We start from the raw sequence: 17,682 nt of genomic DNA on the forward strand, positions 1-17,682 counted from the left end.
ATGGAACATCTTGGAAAAGTATTTCGTGAATTTCGAACAAGTGGAAATTATTCTTTAAAGGAAGCAGCAGGCGAATCCTGCTCTACCTCTCAGTTATCTCGCTTTGAGCTTGGGGAGTCTGACCTGGCAGTCTCCCGTTTCTTTGAGATTTTGGATAACATTCATGTAACAATCGAAAATTTCATGGATAAGGCAAGGAATTTTCATAATCATGAACATGTGTCTATGATGGCACAGATTATCCCACTTTACTATTCAAACGATATTGCAGGTTTTCAAAAGCTTCAAAGAGAACAACTTGAAAAGTCTAAGAGTTCGACGACTTCCCTTTATTTTGAGCTGAACTGGATTTTGCTACAAGGTCTGATTTGTCAAAGAGATGCGACTTATGATATGAAGCAGGATGATTTGGATAAGGTAGCAGATTATCTCTTCAAAACAGAAGAATGGACCATGTATGAGTTGATTCTTTTCGGTAACCTCTATAGTTTCTACGATGTAGACTATGTCACTCGGATTGGTAGAGAAGTTATGGAGAGGGAGGAATTTTACCAAGAGATTAGTCGCCATAAGAGATTAGTTTTGATTTTGGCCCTCAATTGTTACCAGCATTGTTTAGAGCATTCTTCTTTTTATAATGCCAACTATTTTGAGGCTTATACAGAGAAGATTATTGACAAAGGTATTAAGCTTTATGAGCGTAATGTTTTCCATTATTTAAAAGGTTTTGCCTTATATCAAAAAGGACAGTGTAAAGAAGGCTGTAAGCAGATGCAAGAGGCCATGCATATTTTTGATGTGTTAGGTCTTCCAGAGCAAGTAGCCTATTATCAGGAACACTACGAAAAATTTGTCAAAAGTTAATTTTCCCAAATAAGGGAAAAAATAAAAAGCTCCTTTCGGTTTTGATACAATAGTTTCAAAATTTGAGAGGAGCTTTAATATGAATCGCTATGCAGTGCAGTTGATTAGCCGTGGGGCTATCAATAAAATGGGAAATATGCTCTATGATTATGGAAATAGTGTCTGGTTGGCTTCTATGGGGACTATAGGACAGACAGTTTTAGGAATGTATCAGATTTCTGAGCTCGTCACATCTATTCTCGTCAATCCCTTTGGCGGAGTTATTTCAGACCGTTTTTCTCGTCGTAAGATTTTAATGACGGCAGATCTTGTTTGTGGGATTCTTTGTCTGGCTATTTCTTTCATAAGGAATGATAGCTGGATGATTGGAGCTTTGATTGTTGCCAATATTGTTCAGGCTATTGCTTTTGCATTTTCTAGACCTGCAAATAAGGCCATTATAACTGAGGTTGTTGAGAAAGATGAGATTGTGATCTATAACTCTCGCTTAGAGCTGGTTTTGCAGGTTGTAGGTGTTAGCTCTCCTGTTCTTTCCTTCCTTGTTTTACAGTTTGCAAGTCTCCATATGACGCTACTGCTAGACTCGCTGACTTTTTTCATTGCTTTTGTTCTAGTGGCTTTCCTTCCAAAAGAGGAAGTAGGAGTTCAAGAGAAAAAGGCTTTTACTGGGAGAGATATGTTTGTAGATATCAAGGATGGGTTACACTATATCTGGCATCAGCAAGAAATTTTTTTCCTTTTGCTGGTAGCTTCCAGCGTTAATTTCTTTTTTGCAGCTTTTGAATTTCTACTTCCCTTTTCGAATCAGCTTTACGGGTCAGAAGGAGCCTATGCAAGTATTTTAACTATGGGGGCTATTGGTTCCATTGTGGGAGCTATTCTAGCTAGCAAAGTAAAGGCAAGTGTTTATAATCTTTTGATTTTACTGGCTTTGACAGGTGTCGGAGTTTTTATGATGGGACTACCACTTCCAAATTTTCTTTCCTTTTCTGGAAATTTAGTTTGTGAATTGTTTATGACGATTTTTAATATTCACTTTTTTACTCAAGTACAAACCAAGGTTGAGAGCGAATTTCTTGGGAGAGTACTGAGTACAATTTTTACCTTAGCTATTCTATTTATGCCTATTGCAAAAGGATTTATGACAGTCTTGCCAAGTGTACATCTCTCTTCTTTCCTGATAATTGGAAGTGGTGTTATCATCTTGTCTTGTATATCGTTTATTTATGTTCGAACTCATTTTGAAAAATTGATATAAGGCTGCTTGAGTTTCAAAAATAATTTCAAACTAAGTGTTTTTTCCGCCCTTCTCGTTTGTGAGGAGGGCTTAGTTTATGGTAAAATGGTCTTATGAATAAAAGAATGAATGAGTTAGTCGCCTTGCTCAATCGCTATGCGGCTGAGTACTATACCAGCGATAATCCCTCGGTTTCAGACAGTGAGTATGATCGCCTTTACCGAGAGTTGGTTGAGTTAGAAACTGCCTATCCAGATCAAGTGCTAGCAGACAGTCCGACCCATCGTGTTGGTGGCAAGATTTTAGATGGTTTTGAAAAATACAGTCATCAGTATCCTCTTTATAGTTTGCAGGATGCTTTTTCACGTGAGGAGCTTGAAGCATTTGATGCGCGTGTTCGTAAGGAAGTGGCTTATCCGACCTATATTTGTGAGCTGAAAATCGATGGCTTATCTATCTCGCTGACTTATGAAAAGGGGATTTTAGTTGTTGGTGCAACACGTGGAGACGGTTCTATTGGAGAAAATATCACAGAAAATCTCAAACGTGTTAAGGACATTCCTTTGACTTTGCCAGAAGAACTAGATATCACAGTTCGTGGGGAATGTTATATGCCACGCGCTTCTTTTGACCAGGTCAACCAAGCACGACAAGAAAATGGAGAGCCTGAATTTGCCAATCCTCGTAATGCGGCAGCAGGCACCCTGCGACAGTTGGATACAGCAGTAGTTGCCAAGCGCAATCTTGCTACCTTCCTCTATCAAGAAGCCAGCCCGTCAACTCGTGATAGTCAAGAAAAGGTTTTGAAGCACCTAGAACAACTAGGTTTTGTGGTTAATCCTAAGCGAATTCTGGCTGAAAGCATGGATGAAATCTGGAATTTTATCCAAGAAGTTGGACAAGAACGAGAAAATCTGCCTTACGATATTGATGGAGTGGTAATCAAGGTCAACGACCTAGCAGGCCAAGAAGAACTTGGCTTTACCGTTAAAGCTCCAAAGTGGGCAGTAGCCTACAAGTTCCCAGCTGAAGAAAAAGAAGCTCAACTCTTATCAGTTGATTGGACAGTTGGCCGTACGGGTGTTGTAACCCCAACTGCGAATCTAACACCAGTACAACTAGCTGGTACAACTGTTAGCCGTGCGACTCTGCACAATGTGGATTATATTGCTGAAAAAGATATCCGAAAAGATGATACGGTTATCGTTTATAAGGCTGGAGATATTATCCCTGCCGTTTTACGTGTAGTAGAGTCCAAACGGGTTTCTGAAGAGAAACTGGATATCCCTACAAACTGTCCAAGTTGTAACTCTGACTTGCTGCACTTTGAAGATGAAGTGGCCCTGCGTTGTATCAATCCGCGTTGCCCTGCTCAAATCATGGAAGGCTTGATTCACTTTGCTTCTCGTGATGCTATGAATATTACAGGCCTTGGTCCATCTATTGTTGAGAAACTCTTTGCTGCTAATTTAGTCAAGGATGTGGCGGATATTTATCGTTTGCAAGAAGAAGATTTCCTCCTTTTAGAGGGGATCAAGGAAAAGTCCGCTGCTAAACTGTATCAGGCTATCCAAGCATCTAAGGAAAATTCTGCCGAGAAGCTCTTATTTGGTTTGGGAATTCGCCATGTCGGAAACAAGGCCAGTCAGCTTTTACTTCAACATTTCCACTCAATTGAAAATCTGGTTCAGGCAGATCCAGAGGAAGTGGCTAGTATTGAGAGTCTGGGTGGTGTGATTGCCAAGAGTCTCCAGACTTATTTTGCGACAGAAGGCTCTGAAATTCTCCTCAGAGAATTGAAAGAAGCTGGGGTCAATCTGGATTATAAAGGTCAAACTGTAGTAGCGGATGCAGCCTTGTCAGGTTTGACAGTGGTATTGACTGGAAAATTGGAACGGCTCAAGCGCTCAGAAGCTAAAAGTAAACTCGAAAGTCTGGGGGCCAAAGTGACAGGCAGTGTGTCTAAAAAGACCGACCTCGTCGTGGCAGGAGCAGATGCTGGAAGTAAACTTCAAAAGGCGCAAGAACTTGCTATCGAAGTTCGAGATGAAGCTTGGCTAGAAAGTTTGTAACAATGACAGAAGAAAGAAAACGTGCGCGTTTAATTTATAACCCAACCTCAGGGCAGGAAATTATCAAGAAAAATATAGCAGAAGTGCTGGATGTTTTGGAAAATATTGGCTATGAAACCAGTGCCTTTCAAACGACTCCAGAACCTCTTTCGGCACAAAAAGAAGCTGAGAGAGCAGCCAAAGCTGGTTTTGATTTGATTATTGCTGCAGGTGGTGATGGAACAATTAATGAGGTAGTCAATGGGGTTGCCTCGCTCGATAAGAGACCTCGGCTTGCTATCATCCCAACAGGTACGACTAATGATTATGCGCGTGCCCTAAAAATTCCAATGGGTGATCCTGTTGCGGCTGCTCAGATTATTGCTAAAAATGAGACCATTCATATGGATATTGGACGAGCTTTTGGCGACAAATATTTTATTAATATTGCCGCTGCTGGAACCTTAACCGAATTGACTTACAGTGTTCCAAGTGAAGTCAAGACGCGTCTTGGTTATTTTGCCTATGTTGCTAAAGGCATTGAAATGTTTCCTAAGACCAAGGTTCGTCCAGTGAGAATCACACACGATCAGGGGGTCTTTGAAGGAGAGGTGTCCTTGATTTTTGTTGCCTTGACCAATTCCATTGGAGGGTTTGAGCAGTTAGCGCCTGATACCAAGTTAGACGATGGTAATTTTACTCTGATTTTGGTCAAGACAGACAAGCTATTTGATATGTTGGGCTTATTGATACAGGCCATTAATGGTGGTCAGCATGTCTCAGACGTCAATATCGAATACCTTAAAACTAGCAAACTACGTTTAGAAGTTTTAGATGACCAAGAACCATTTATGCTGAACCTAGATGGGGAATATGGAGGAGATACCCCAGTTGAACTTCAAGTCTGCCATCATCACATCGAATTTTTTGTCAATCGAGACGAGATTAGTCAAGAATTTATTAGTGAAATAGAAACGAATTAAAAAGTAAAAAGGAAAAATAAAAATGTATAACTACCCTATGCGCATTCATTACCATCGAAAGAATGGTGAATACGACACTTGCTCTTTTGTAAAGAGTAAGGATCAACGAATTGATTTACTAACTTACCAAGAAGATTATTTTGGAGCCTTATTTAGCTTTGAACACCCAAGTGCTCATCCCTTAGAAAGCTTGAATTTTGTGGTTCACACAGGCCAAACTAGTAAAGAATATGCTATCCGTTTTAATCACTATCCCCTCTTAACAGAGGTCTGGATTTTGGAAGGCGATGATAGAATTTATTATTCTGAAAATCCTGCAATTGCAAGTCCTTTCTATAAAAATCAAAATCCTTTTGCTTTTGACAAGGCTATCAATAGCGCTAGTTTCGACCACCACTGGGGCTACCAAGGGGAATTGGGTTGCCGTGTAGAGGACAATCAGGCTCGTTTTGCTCTCTGGGCTCCAACAGCGACAGAAGTGCAGGTTGTCGTTTATGAATCAGCTGCTAATGATGCTCCTGTTTGGAAGACCTTTGAGATGGAGAGAGGCAATAGCTACTCTTATAATCACAAGGACAATACAATCGGTGTCTGGAGTTTGGATGTTGAGGAAGATTTGACTGGTAAGGCTTATCAGTATCAAGTCCAATTCCCTCACCACCAAACAGTGACACGCGATCCCTATACCATCGCGACCAGTCCTGATGGCAAACGTTCAGCTATCCTGAGCCATGAAGAAAAGCAAGTTGCAAACTTCGAGGTCAAGCACGGTTCAGAGGCTACTTGGCGCTTGGCAAATCCATGTAAGGCAGTTATTTGTGAAATGCACATTCGTGATTTGACCAAATCACCGACCTCAGGTGTGGATGAACATCTTCGAGGAACTTTCTTAGGTGCTGCACAGACTGGAACAGTTAACCAGTACGGCCAAGCAACTGCTTTTGATTACATCAAGAAGCTGGGCTACAATTATGTTCAGTTGCAACCAATTGCAGACCGTCACAAAGAATACGATGAGGATGGGAATGTAACCTACAACTGGGGTTATGACCCACAAAACTATAACGCGCCAGAAACTAGTTTTTCAACTAATCCAGACGACCCAGCTCAGGTTATTCGTGATTTGAAGACCATGGTTCAAGCTTACCACGATGCGGGTATTGGTGTTATTATGGATGTGGTCTATAACCATACCTTCTCAGTTGTTGATGCACCTTTCCAAACAACTGTCCCTGATTACTATTATCGTATGAATCCAGACGGTACCTTCCAGAATGGAACAGGCGTTGGAAATGAAACAGCCAGTGAACACGAAATGTTCCGCAAGTATATGATTGATTCTCTTCTATACTGGGTTCAGGAATACAATATTGACGGCTTCCGTTTTGACTTAATGGGGATTCATGATGTCAAGACTATGCAGATGATTCGTCAAAGCTTAGATGAAATCGACCCTAACATTATCCTCTATGGAGAAGGTTGGGACATGGGAACAGGTCTTGCACCTTATGATAAGGCTAAGAAAGACAACGCCTACGAAATGCCAAATATTGGTTTCTTTAATGACAATCAGCGTGATGCTGTCAAAGGTGGAGAAGTTTATGGTGCTATCAAGTCAGGTTTTGTCAGCGGTGCTGCGACAGAGCCAATTCTAGCCAAAGCAATCCTAGGAAGTCGTGAATTAGGAACCTATACACATCCAAATCAGGTGCTTAACTATGTGGAAGCCCATGACAATTACAATCTTCACGATTTATTGGCAACCCTTCATCCAAACCAAAGTTCAGAACAAATCATGCGCAAGGTCGAGACAGCCACAGCTATGAACCTACTCATGCAAGGGATGGCCTTTATGGAAATCGGTCAAGAATTTGGTCGTACCAAACTGGTTGCGACTGGTGAGAATGGTGAGTTGACCCATGATGATAGAGAGCGTGCGATGAATAGCTATAATGCTCCTGACAGTGTGAACCAAGTCAACTGGGATTTGATCAATGAGCGTCAAGACAGTATTGAGTTTATCCGTCAAGTCATCCGATTGAAGACAAAAACTGGTGCCTTTTCTTACTCTAGCTATGATGAAATTTACCATCATGTCTTTGTGCATTCTGCGATTGAACATAGCGGCTGCCTTATCTATGAAGTTCATGGGAAAGAACACCTCTTGGTGGTTGTGAATGCTAAATCAGAACCCTATCAATTTGAAAATGCAGGAAATTTAGCTATGTTGGTAACTAATAGTCGTTCAAAAGAAGATAATGTGTTAGATGATATTAGTCTAGCTGTCTTGAGTGTTTTATAAAGACCATCTATCTCGCTATTCTAACACATCATTGGAAGTGAACGAATAGAAAGAACTTAGTTGATAACTCACTTGTATAGAAAATTTGATAAATATTTTCATCAAACGTGTAAAATCAGGAAATTGTTTTCCTGGTTTTATTTTTTTGCTATAAAACAATAATAATCATAGAAAAATACGAACTTTTTGGTATTATAGTAGAGAAAAGAAAGGTGTTTTCACATTTTTTTGAAAAAATATTGCTTTACAATTGAACGAGAAAGTGAACTTTTTGTAGATTTTCAAAATAATTTTAAAGAAGTATAGTAATTTACTTGAATCTTCTCTAAAAAAGTAGTATAATAAAAACACAGAAAACGCTTACAGCAGAAAGGGAGTATATGGATAGAAGAGAAGCATTGCGCACCTTTATGACAGGTGAGAATTTTCACCTCCAGCATTATCTGGGAGCGCATAGGGAAGAAAAAGATGGTGAGTCTGGCTATACTTTCCGAGTTTGGGCACCCAATGCTCAGGCAGTTCACTTGGTAGGGGATTTCACCAATTGGGTTGAAAATCAAATTCCGATGGAACGGAATGAATTTGGAGTCTGGGAAGTCTTTACCAGTTTTGCTCAAGAAGGCCAAATTTACAAGTACCATATCACACGTGCAAATGGTCATCAGCTTATGAAGATTGATCCTTTGGCTGTACGGTATGAGGCACGACCTGGTACTGGAGCGATTTTAACAGAGATTCCAGAGAAAAAATGGAAGGATAGACTCTGGCTAGCCCGTAGAAAACGCTTAAGCTTTGAAGAGCGTCCTGTCAATATTTACGAGGTTCATGCTGGCTCTTGGAAGAGAAATCCAGACGGTAGTCCCTATAGTTTTGCTCAATTGAAAGATGAACTCATTCCTTACCTAGTTGAGATGAACTATACTCACATTGAGTTTATGCCCTTGATGTCTCACCCTCTCGGTTTGAGTTGGGGCTATCAGCTTATGGGTTACTTTGCTTTAGAGCATGCCTATGGTCGTCCTGAAGAGTTTCAAGATTTTGTTGAGGAATGTCACTTAAACAATATTGGGATTATTGTGGACTGGGTACCTGGTCACTTCACTATTAATGATGATGCCTTAGCCTATTACGATGGGACACCGACTTTTGAGTATCAGGACCATAATAAGGCTCATAACTATGGTTGGGGAGCACTCAATTTCGACCTTGGGAAGAATGAAGTCCAGTCCTTCTTGATTTCTAGCATTAAGTTTTGGATTGACTTTTACCATTTGGACGGTATTCGCGTGGATGCGGTTAGCAACATGCTCTATCTAGATTACGATGATGCCCCATGGACACCGAATAAAGATGGCGGTAATCTCAACTATGAAGGATATTATTTCCTTCAACGCTTGAATGATGTCATTAAACTAGCTCATCCAGATGTGATGATGATAGCTGAGGAAAGTTCATCAGCTACTCAGATTACTGATACAAAGGATTCAGATGGTCTTGGCTTTGACTACAAATGGAATATGGGCTGGATGAATGATATTCTCCGTTTCTATGAAGAAGATCCGATTTATCGTACATACGACTTTAACCTAGTGACTTTCAGCTTTATGTATGTCTTCAAGGAGAATTATCTCCTACCATTCTCACACGATGAAGTTGTTCATGGCAAGAAGAGTATGATGCACAAGATGTGGGGAGATCGCTATAATCAATTCGCAGGCTTGCGCAATCTCTATACGTACCAAATTTGTCACCCTGGTAAGAAATTGCTCTTCATGGGTAGTGAATACGGCCAATTCCTAGAATGGAGATCTGAAGAGCAGTTGGAATGGTCTAATCTAGAAGACCCTATGAATGCTAAGATGAAGTATTTCACTTCTCAGCTAAACCAGTTTTACAAAGATCATCGCTGTCTGTGGGAAATCGATACCAGCTATGATGGTATTGAAATCATTGATGCGGATAATCGAGACCAGAGTGTTCTTTCCTTCATCCGTAAGGGTAAGAAGGGCGACATGCTAGTCTGCGTCTTTAATATGGCACCTGTTGAACGAAAAGATTTTACAATCGGTCTGCCTGTTGCAGGGATTTATGAAGAAGTCTGGAATACTGAGTTAGAAGAGTGGGGAGGCGTTTGGAAAGAACATAATCAAACTGTTCAAACGCAAGAAGGACTATGGAAAGATTATGAGCAGACCTTGACCTTTACCCTACCGGCTATGGGAGCAAGTGTTTGGAAAATCAAACGCCGCTTGAAATCTGATAAAACTGTCACAAGTAAAAACCAAAAAGGAGTAGAAAATGAAGAATGAAATGTTAGCTTTGATTCTTGCTGGTGGGCAAGGAACTCGTCTCGGTAAACTCACTCAAAGCATCGCAAAACCAGCTGTGCAATTTGGTGGGCGCTACCGTATCATTGACTTTGCTCTTTCAAACTGTGCCAACTCAGGTATTCACAATGTTGGAGTCATCACCCAGTATCAACCACTTGCTCTCAACAACCATATCGGGAATGGTTCAAGTTGGGGTCTAGATGGGATTAATTCTGGTGTCTCTATCCTTCAACCATATTCTGCAAGTGAAGGAAATCGTTGGTTTGAGGGGACTAGCCACGCTATTTACCAAAACATTGATTATATCGACAGTGTCAACCCTGAGTATGTTTTGATTCTTTCGGGTGACCATATCTATAAGATGGACTACGATGCTATGCTCCAGTCTCATAAGGATAATAATGCTAGTTTGACAGTAGCAGTTCTTGATGTTCCTCTGAAAGAAGCTAGCCGTTTTGGTATCATGAACACAGATGCTAACAATCGTATTGTAGAATTTGAAGAAAAACCAGCTCAACCTAAATCTACAAAAGCTTCTATGGGTATTTACATCTTTGATTGGCAGCGTCTCCGCAATATGTTAGTCGCTGCTGAAAAGAGCAATGTCGATATGTCAGACTTTGGTAAAAATGTCATTCCAAATTACCTTGAGTCAGGTGAAAGTGTTTATGCTTACGAATTTAGCGGTTACTGGAAAGACGTCGGTACTATTGAGTCACTTTGGGAAGCGAACATGGAGTATATTTCTCCAGAAAATGCCTTGGATAGTCGTAACCGTCAATGGAAGATTTACTCAAGAAACTTGATTTCACCACCAAACTTCCTCGGAGCAAATGCTGATGTGGAAGACTCATTAGTTGTAGACGGATGTTTCGTTGATGGAACTGTTAAACATTCTATCCTTTCAACAGGCGCGCAAGTTCGCGAAGGAGCAGAAGTAGTAGATTCAGTTATCATGAGTGGAGCTATCATTGGTCAAGGAGCTAAGATTAAACGTGCCATTATTGGTGAAGGTGCGATTATTTCTGACGGTGTCGAAATTGATGGAACAGATGAAGTACAAGTTGTAGGATATAATGAAGTAGTGGGGGTAGCAACAGATGAAGATTGATAAATATTCTGCCATTTTAGGAAACACAGTTGGTTTTCACGATATGTCGACATTGACAGACCACCGTCCAGTAGCAAGTTTGCCATTTGGTGGGAAATATCGTTTGATTGACTTCCCACTTTCAAGCCTTGCTAATGCAGGTGTTCGTAGTGTCTTTGGTATTTTCCAGCAGGATAATATCAGCTCAGTCTTTGACCATATTCGTTCAGGACGCGAGTGGGGCTTATCAACCCTTCTCAGTCACTATTATCTAGGTATTTACAATACTCGTGTGGAGAGTAGCACAGTAGGAAAAGAATACTACCAACAGCTTCTTACTTATTTAAAACGCTCTGGATCAAACCAAACGGTTGCCCTCAACTGCGATGTCTTGATTAACATTGATTTGAACCAAGTTTTCCATCTACATAGTACAACAAAAGGGCCTATCACTGTAGTTTATAAAAAACTAGCTAAGAAAGATATTTCAGAAGTAAATGCAATCTTAGAAGTGGATGAAACAGACCATGTTCTTTCTCATAAACTCTTTGATAGCAAGTCAACAGCTGAAACGTTCAATATGTCTACAGATATCTTTGTCGTTGATACACCGTGGTTGATTGAACGCTTGGAAGAAGAAGCTAAAAAAGAACATCCAGAGAAATTGCGTTATGTTTTACGTGATTTGGCTGCAAAAGAGGGAGCTTTCGCCTACGAGTACACAGGCTACCTAGCCAATATTCACTCTGTAGAGTCTTATTACCAAGCTAATAAAGATATGCTTGAATCACAGAAATTCTATTCTCTCTTCTCACCAAACCAAAAGATTTATACAAAGGTTAAGAACGAAGAACCAACTTACTATGCTAATACATCTAAGGTAAGTACTTCTCAGTTTGCGTCTGGTAGTATCATTGAAGGTCAAGTGGCTAATTCTGTTCTATCACGTAATATTCATATCCATAAGGATAGCCTGGTTAAAGATAGCCTACTCTTCCCTCGTGTTGTGATTGGAGAAGGAGCTCAGGTAGAATATGCTATCTTGGACAAGGGTGTTGAAGTTGAGCCTGGTGTTGTGATTCGAGGAACTGCAGAACATCCAGTTGTCGTTAAGAAAGGTAGCAAAGTAACAGAGGATATTCATTCATGAAAATTTTATTTGTAGCAGCAGAGGGTGCACCCTTTTCAAAAACAGGTGGTTTGGGAGACGTCATTGGCGCTCTTCCTAAATCACTTGTAAAAGCGGGACATGAAGTTGCAGTGATTTTACCCTACTATGACATGGTAGAGGCTAAATTTGGAAATCAGATTGAAGATGTTCTTCATTTTGAGGTGAGCGTCGGTTGGCGCAGACAGTATTGTGGAATTAAGAAAACAGTATTAAATGGTGTAACCTTCTACTTTGTTGACAGCCAATATTATTTCTTCCGTGGTCATGTTTACGGTGATTTTGACGACGGAGAGCGCTTTGCCTTTTTCCAACTTGCTGCCATTGAGGCTATGGAAAGGATTGACTTTATTCCTGACCTTCTCCATGTTCATGATTACCATACAGCCATGATTCCTTTCTTGTTAAAGGAAAAATACCGTTGGATTCAAGCCTATCAAGGAATAAAAACTGTTTTAACCATTCATAATTTGGAATTCCAAGGACAATTTTCAGAAGGAATGTTATGGGACTTGTTTGGAGTTGGCTTTGAACGTTATGCTGACGGTACCCTTCGCTGGAACAACTGTCTGAACTGGATGAAGGCAGGTATTCTCTATGCGGATCGTGTTTCAACCGTCTCACCTAGTTATGCTCAGGAAATTATGACCAGTAAATTCGGATGTAACTTGGATCAGATTCTTAGAATGGAGTCTGGTAAAGTATCTGGTATCGTGAATGGGATTGATGCTGACCTTTATAATCCTCAGACGGATGCTCTTTTAGACTATCATTTTAATCAGGAAGATTTGTCTGGAAAAGCCCAGAATAAGGCAAAATTACAAGAGAGAGTTGGCTTGCCAGTTAGATCTGACGTTCCTCTAGTGGGAATTGTTTCTCGTTTGACACGTCAAAAAGGTTTTGATGTGGTGATCGAAAGTCTTCACCATATCTTGCAAAATGATGTTCAGATTGTTCTTTTGGGAACTGGAGATCCAGCCTTTGAAGGAGCTTTCTCATGGTTTGCTCAGATTTACCCAGACAAGATATCAGCAAATATCACTTTTGATGTCAAACTTGCTCAAGAAATCTACGCTGCCTGTGACCTCTTCCTCATGCCAAGTCGTTTTGAACCATGCGGCTTGTCTCAAATGATGGCTATGCGTTACGGAACCTTGCCATTGGTTCATGAAGTTGGTGGTTTGCGAGATACTGTCCGCGCTTTCAATCCAATCGAAGGAAGCGGTACTGGTTTTAGCTTTGACAATCTATCACCTTACTGGTTAAATTGGACTTTCCAAACAGCATTGGACTTGTATAGAAACCATCCTGACGTTTGGAGAAATCTACAAAAACAAGCTATGGAGTGTGATTTCTCATGGGATACAGCCTGCAAGTCATACCTTGACTTGTACCATAGTTTAGTTAATTAATAGATAAAATCGTATGATGACTTCATACGATTTTTGGGCTGTTTAGAGAGGAGAACTGATGTCTCAAGTAAAAGGCTTGTGTGTTATGGATGTGGATGGAACCTTAATCCTAGAAGAAGTGATTGATTTGTTGGGAAGAAAGGTAGGTCGTGAGGAGGAAATTTCGCAGATTACAAGTCGGGCAATGCGAGGAGAGTGGGTCTTTGAAAGCAGTTTAAGAAAAAGAGTGTCCTTCTTGGAAGGTCTTCCTATTTTGGTATTTGATAACGTCTTCAACTCAATTCATCTATCGCTAAATGTCCCAGAGTTCATCTCTATTCCCCAAAAGAATGGCATCCTAGTTGGTTTGGTGTCTGGTGGATTTATACCAATAGTTGGAGAGATTAGCAAAATCCCTTGGTATTGCCTATTTCACTGCCAACTAGCTTGAAGTCAAAGAAGGTCTTTTAACAGGAAAATTAGTTGGACAAATTATAAGTCCCCAGGTCAAAAAAGAAACTCTGGAAAAATGGAGAAAGAAACTAAAACTTTCTAAAGAAAGAACGGTGGCAATCGGTGATGGGGTCAATAATCTATTAATGTTGAAGTCGGCGGAGTTAGGAATCGCCTTTTGTTCCAAAGAAGTGCTCAAAAAAGAAATACCACATCATATTGACAAGAGGGATTTTTTAGAAGTTCTTCCTTTGATTGACTTTTTAGAATGAGGGAAAATGTGAAGATTGTTATTGCACCAGATTCATTTAAGGAAAGCTTGACCGCACAGAAAGTAGCTGAAGCTATTAAAAAAGGGTTCCAACAATCGATAGCAGATGTAGAATGTCTCCTCTGCCCTGTTGGTGATGGGGGAGAAGGTACTGTAGATGCTATCCGACATTCTCTTGACCTAAAAGAAAAATGGATCCAAGTGACAGACCCTTTTGGACAAAAAGAAGCCATGCGCTATTTTCAAAAAGAGGAACTGGCACTATTTGAAGTAGCTGACTTGGTTAGTCTTGGAAAAATTCCGCTAGAGAAACGAAATCCACTTCAAATCCAAACTTGTGGTATCGGAGAGTTGATTCTCCATCTCATTTCTAAAGGGATTAAAGATATTTATATCGGTGTTGGTGGCACGGCCAGTAATGATGGAGGACTGGGGATTGCTGCTGGTTTAGGTTATCAATTTTATGATAGGGACGGAAATGTCTTGCCTGCTTCCGGTCAATCCTTATTAAACTTAGCTTCTGTTTCAACAGAAAATCGCTATAAAATTCCTGAAGGTGTTCAAATTCATATTTTATCAGATGTCGTGAGTCCCTTATGTGGTCATCAAGGTGCGACTTACACTTTTGGCAAGCAAAAAGGCCTAAATCTTACTATGTTTCCAGTCCTAGATCAAGCAATCCAAGACTTTTATGAAAAAGTCTCACCTGCAATATTGCAAATTAAAGGAGCAGGAGCTGGTGGAGGCATTGCTGGCGGTTTGTGTGCCTTTGCTCAGGAAAATATCGTGTCGGGAATTGATACCTGCTTGAACTTAATCAACTTTGATAAGAAAGTTTCAGATGCTGACTTGGTGATTGTTGGAGAAGGTAGACTGGACAGTCAAAGCTTTGCTGGGAAAGCGCCTATAGGTGTTGCAAAAAGAACCCCTGTCGGAGTTCCTGTTATTGCTATTTGCGGTAGTCTTGCTGAAGATTTACCTCCCTTACCATTTGAAAATATCCAAGCCACCTTTTCTATTTTGGAGAAAAATGAACCTTTGGAAGATAGTTTGAAAAATGCCAGTCTCTATCTGGAGCACACGGCTGCCAATATTGGGCACTTATTAACTATGCGCAATATTTAGCCAAACCATTTTTTCCATAAGGATGTTTTGGATGGTTCTTCCTTTTTAACTTCCCAAAGTTTTGGAAAAGCAAGTCGAAGATCCTTTTCTTCTACTTGAACGGGTGCATTGCTATGGATAACCAGACCGAAGGGAGAAGTAATATGCTCTTCAGATACTATGGTAGCTTGACTATCAGTTTCTTTTGCTTCTTTTAAGTAGAAAACTTGCTTGTCAAATTCGATAGTTGGTGAAATCTTCACAAATAGTGGCTCTGCTTTTTCCTGAAGGTTTTCTAAAATAGATAAAAATCCTTTTTCTAACTGAGGGCTATTTGCTGTATCAATATCTGCATATCCAAGAACTCTTTCCTCAAAAGTACCAAGATAGCGTCTTTGCTCATCCGGATTTAATTTTGCTCCACCATGAGCTTGTTCAAGTAATTGTTTTGATAAATCTGTCATGAAAACAGTATATCATAAAAGTTAGAATAAAACAGACAAAAGAAAGCGATTACTTTATAAAGTTAAGGAAAAGTTGCACAAAGATAACGTTTTTTCTTGAAAAAGGAGGGGTTTTAAGGTATTATAGAGGTGTAAAAAATTTAACTCATAAGGAGAGTAAAAAATGTCAATTATTACTGATGTTTACGCTCGCGAAGTTCTAGACTCACGCGGTAACCCAACACTTGAAGTAGAAGTTTACACTGAATCAGGTGCTTTCGGACGTGGTATGGTTCCATCAGGAGCTTCTACTGGTGAACACGAAGCAGTTGAACTTCGCGACGGTGACAAATCTCGTTACGGTGGTCTTGGTACACAAAAAGCTGTTGACAACGTAAACAACATCATTGCTGAAGCTATCATTGGCTACGATGTACGTGATCAACAAGCTATCGACCGTGCTATGATCGCTCTTGACGGTACTCCTAACAAAGGTAAATTGGGTGCAAACGCAATCCTTGGTGTGTCTATCGCTGTAGCTCGTGCTGCTGCTGACTACCTTGAAATCCCACTTTACAGCTACCTTGGTGGATTCAACACTAAAGTTCTTCCAACTCCAATGATGAACATCATCAACGGTGGTTCTCACTCTGACGCTCCAATCGCTTTCCAAGAGTTCATGATCTTGCCAGTTGGTGCGCCAACATTTAAAGAAGCCCTTCGTTACGGTGCTGAAATCTTCCACGCTCTTAAGAAAATCCTTAAATCACGTGGTTTGGAAACTGCCGTAGGTGACGAAGGTGGGTTCGCTCCTCGTTTCGAAGGAACTGAAGATGGTGTTGAAACTATCCTTGCTGCGATTGAAGCTGCTGGATATGTACCAGGTAAAGACGTATTTATCGGATTTGACTGTGCTTCATCAGAATTCTACGATAAAGAACGTAAAGTTTACGACTACACTAAATTTGAAGGTGAAGGTGCTGCTGTTCGTACATCTGCAGAACAAATCGACTACCTTGAAGAATTGGTTAACAAATACCCAATCATCACTATTGAAGATGGTATGGATGAAAACGACTGGGATGGTTGGAAAGCTCTTACTGAACGTCTTGGTAAGAAAGTACAACTTGTTGGTGACGACTTCTTCGTAACAAACACTGACTACCTTGCACGTGGTATCCAAGAAGGTGCTGCTAACTCAATCCTTATCAAAGTTAACCAAATCGGTACTCTTACTGAAACTTTTGAAGCTATCGAAATGGCTAAAGAAGCTGGTTACACTGCCGTTGTATCACACCGTTCAGGTGAAACTGAAGATTCAACAATCGCTGACATCGCAGTTGCAACTAACGCAGGACAAATCAAGACTGGTTCACTTTCACGTACAGACCGTATCGCTAAATACAACCAATTGCTTCGCATCGAAGACCAACTTGGTGAAGTAGCAGAATACCGTGGATTGAAATCATTCTACAACTTGAAAAAATAAAGTAGTTCAGTAAACTATTTTATCCCGAACCTTGAAATTCAAAAGTTCGGCCGTTGATTTAACAACGTTTCTAGCCCCTCGGATTTTATCCGAAGGGCTATTTTTGGTACGACGGGCATGTCGTGCATCTGAGGTGTAAGTCCTCGGTGGGCACCTGCTACCGGTGAACCCAGTAGCGATTCCCAAGCCTGACTATCGTGAGGTAGCGGATTAAAACGGTCTGGGGATAGACCGTTTTAAGTCTGACGCTGGAAATAAGAATCGTCAGAGGAAGGGATAGCGAAATCGTGGCTCTACGAACAGGAACGTGATAGTAAGGCGTATATAGCGGATAAGGGGGCCAGAAACTCTAAAGTCCAAAAAGGTAGTCGTAACCCATATGCGTAAATCACGGGAGTAATTGAATTCACTCTAACCTTTTAACGTCCTCATATCTTGTATAAACGAGGAAAGATGTAGGACTTATCCCGTGAGGTCTCATGAGCGCTGAAAGCGTAGTAACAAGG

At 40.6% G+C, this 17,682-nt stretch carries 14 protein-coding genes; 13 read left to right on the forward strand and 1 reads right to left on the reverse strand.

The genetic code is table 11. The features are described 5' to 3' along the window. The 12 genes from HT693_RS07085 to HT693_RS07135 all read left to right on the forward strand — a co-directional run bounded on the left by HT693_RS07085 (nucleotide 1) and on the right by HT693_RS07135 (nucleotide 15,265). A complete protein-coding gene (locus tag HT693_RS07085) occupies nucleotides 1-864 on the forward strand; it encodes an XRE/MutR family transcriptional regulator (RefSeq protein WP_000400564.1) in 864 nt (287 codons plus the stop codon). A gap of 79 nt (nucleotides 865-943) precedes the next feature. Then, entirely contained in the window at nucleotides 944-2,122 is a 1,179-nt protein-coding gene (locus HT693_RS07090; RefSeq protein ID WP_050254417.1) for an MFS transporter, read from the forward strand. Nucleotides 2,123-2,214: 92 nt separating this feature from the next. Continuing rightward, entirely contained in the window at nucleotides 2,215-4,173 is a 1,959-nt protein-coding gene (ligA, locus tag HT693_RS07095; RefSeq protein ID WP_054392795.1) for an NAD-dependent DNA ligase LigA, read from the forward strand. A 2-nt stretch (nucleotides 4,174-4,175) separates the two neighbouring features. Beyond that, nucleotides 4,176-5,135 (forward strand): diacylglycerol kinase family lipid kinase, encoded by a 960-nt coding sequence (locus tag HT693_RS07100; protein ID WP_000134182.1) that lies wholly within the window; start codon nucleotides 4,176-4,178, stop codon nucleotides 5,133-5,135. 22 nt (nucleotides 5,136-5,157) lie between these two features. Then, a complete protein-coding gene (gene pulA / locus HT693_RS07105; protein ID WP_000283050.1) occupies nucleotides 5,158-7,437 on the forward strand; it encodes a type I pullulanase in 2,280 nt (759 codons plus the stop codon). Between the two features lie 380 nt (nucleotides 7,438-7,817). Further along, entirely contained in the window at nucleotides 7,818-9,746 is a 1,929-nt protein-coding gene (gene glgB / locus HT693_RS07110) for a 1,4-alpha-glucan branching protein GlgB (protein WP_000375891.1), read from the forward strand. Continuing rightward, the gene (locus tag HT693_RS07115) at nucleotides 9,736-10,878 is read left to right on the forward strand and encodes a glucose-1-phosphate adenylyltransferase (protein ID WP_023940141.1); all 1,143 of its coding nucleotides are present in this window, start codon (nucleotides 9,736-9,738) and stop codon (nucleotides 10,876-10,878) included. Before glgB ends, HT693_RS07115 begins: the two co-directional genes overlap by 11 nt. Beyond that, nucleotides 10,868-12,007 (forward strand): glucose-1-phosphate adenylyltransferase subunit GlgD, encoded by a 1,140-nt coding sequence (gene glgD / locus HT693_RS07120; RefSeq protein ID WP_000687036.1) that lies wholly within the window; start codon nucleotides 10,868-10,870, stop codon nucleotides 12,005-12,007. The genes HT693_RS07115 and glgD overlap by 11 nt, the downstream gene beginning before the upstream one ends. Next, the gene (glgA, locus tag HT693_RS07125) at nucleotides 12,004-13,437 is read left to right on the forward strand and encodes a glycogen synthase GlgA (RefSeq protein ID WP_023940142.1); all 1,434 of its coding nucleotides are present in this window, start codon (nucleotides 12,004-12,006) and stop codon (nucleotides 13,435-13,437) included. Before glgD ends, glgA begins: the two co-directional genes overlap by 4 nt. 58 nt (nucleotides 13,438-13,495) lie before the next feature. After that, complete coding sequence (locus HT693_RS12055; RefSeq protein WP_050223215.1) at nucleotides 13,496-13,867, forward strand: phosphoserine phosphatase; 372 nt, start codon at nucleotides 13,496-13,498, stop codon at nucleotides 13,865-13,867. 70 nt (nucleotides 13,868-13,937) lie between these two features. After that, complete coding sequence (locus HT693_RS12060) at nucleotides 13,938-14,141, forward strand: HAD hydrolase family protein (RefSeq protein ID WP_188110819.1); 204 nt, start codon at nucleotides 13,938-13,940, stop codon at nucleotides 14,139-14,141. 8 nt (nucleotides 14,142-14,149) lie between these two features. After that, nucleotides 14,150-15,265: a glycerate kinase gene (locus HT693_RS07135; protein WP_050138364.1), complete on the forward strand. Its 1,116-nt coding sequence runs from the start codon at nucleotides 14,150-14,152 to the stop codon at nucleotides 15,263-15,265. On the opposite strand, the gene HT693_RS07140 is transcribed toward HT693_RS07135, so the two are convergent. Further along, the gene (locus HT693_RS07140) at nucleotides 15,262-15,708 is read right to left on the reverse strand and encodes a DUF1694 domain-containing protein (RefSeq protein ID WP_000131108.1); all 447 of its coding nucleotides are present in this window, start codon (nucleotides 15,706-15,708) and stop codon (nucleotides 15,262-15,264) included. The genes HT693_RS07135 and HT693_RS07140 overlap by 4 nt on opposite strands. 163 nt (nucleotides 15,709-15,871) lie before the next feature. Here HT693_RS07140 and eno point away from each other — a divergent pair, with 163 nt between their 5' ends. Then, nucleotides 15,872-17,176, forward strand: a complete 1,305-nt coding sequence (gene eno / locus HT693_RS07145; protein ID WP_000022813.1) for a surface-displayed alpha-enolase — start codon at nucleotides 15,872-15,874, stop codon at nucleotides 17,174-17,176. Nucleotides 17,177-17,682: the final 506 nt, after the last annotated feature.

The organism is Streptococcus sp. 2154 (genome assembly GCF_013277255.1).
In the GTDB taxonomy this organism is placed as follows: Bacteria; Bacillota; Bacilli; order Lactobacillales; family Streptococcaceae; genus Streptococcus; species Streptococcus pseudopneumoniae.

What these genes read in the sequence shown, in the direction of transcription:
- glgB (WP_000375891.1), top strand. Translation starts at nt 7,818, where the DNA reads ATGGATAGAAGAGAAGCATTGCGCACCTTTATGACAGGTGAGAATTTT.
- HT693_RS07140 (WP_000131108.1), bottom strand. Translation starts at nt 15,708, where the DNA reads ATGACAGATTTATCAAAACAATTACTTGAACAAGCTCATGGTGGAGCA.
- ligA (WP_054392795.1), top strand. Translation starts at nt 2,215, where the DNA reads ATGAATAAAAGAATGAATGAGTTAGTCGCCTTGCTCAATCGCTATGCG.
- HT693_RS07090 (WP_050254417.1), top strand. Translation starts at nt 944, where the DNA reads ATGAATCGCTATGCAGTGCAGTTGATTAGCCGTGGGGCTATCAATAAA.
- HT693_RS07115 (WP_023940141.1), top strand. Translation starts at nt 9,736, where the DNA reads ATGAAGAATGAAATGTTAGCTTTGATTCTTGCTGGTGGGCAAGGAACT.
- HT693_RS07085 (WP_000400564.1), top strand. Translation starts at nt 1, where the DNA reads ATGGAACATCTTGGAAAAGTATTTCGTGAATTTCGAACAAGTGGAAAT.
- HT693_RS12055 (WP_050223215.1), top strand. Translation starts at nt 13,496, where the DNA reads ATGTCTCAAGTAAAAGGCTTGTGTGTTATGGATGTGGATGGAACCTTA.
- HT693_RS07100 (WP_000134182.1), top strand. Translation starts at nt 4,176, where the DNA reads ATGACAGAAGAAAGAAAACGTGCGCGTTTAATTTATAACCCAACCTCA.
- eno (WP_000022813.1), top strand. Translation starts at nt 15,872, where the DNA reads ATGTCAATTATTACTGATGTTTACGCTCGCGAAGTTCTAGACTCACGC.
- glgA (WP_023940142.1), top strand. Translation starts at nt 12,004, where the DNA reads ATGAAAATTTTATTTGTAGCAGCAGAGGGTGCACCCTTTTCAAAAACA.
- pulA (WP_000283050.1), top strand. Translation starts at nt 5,158, where the DNA reads ATGTATAACTACCCTATGCGCATTCATTACCATCGAAAGAATGGTGAA.
- glgD (WP_000687036.1), top strand. Translation starts at nt 10,868, where the DNA reads ATGAAGATTGATAAATATTCTGCCATTTTAGGAAACACAGTTGGTTTT.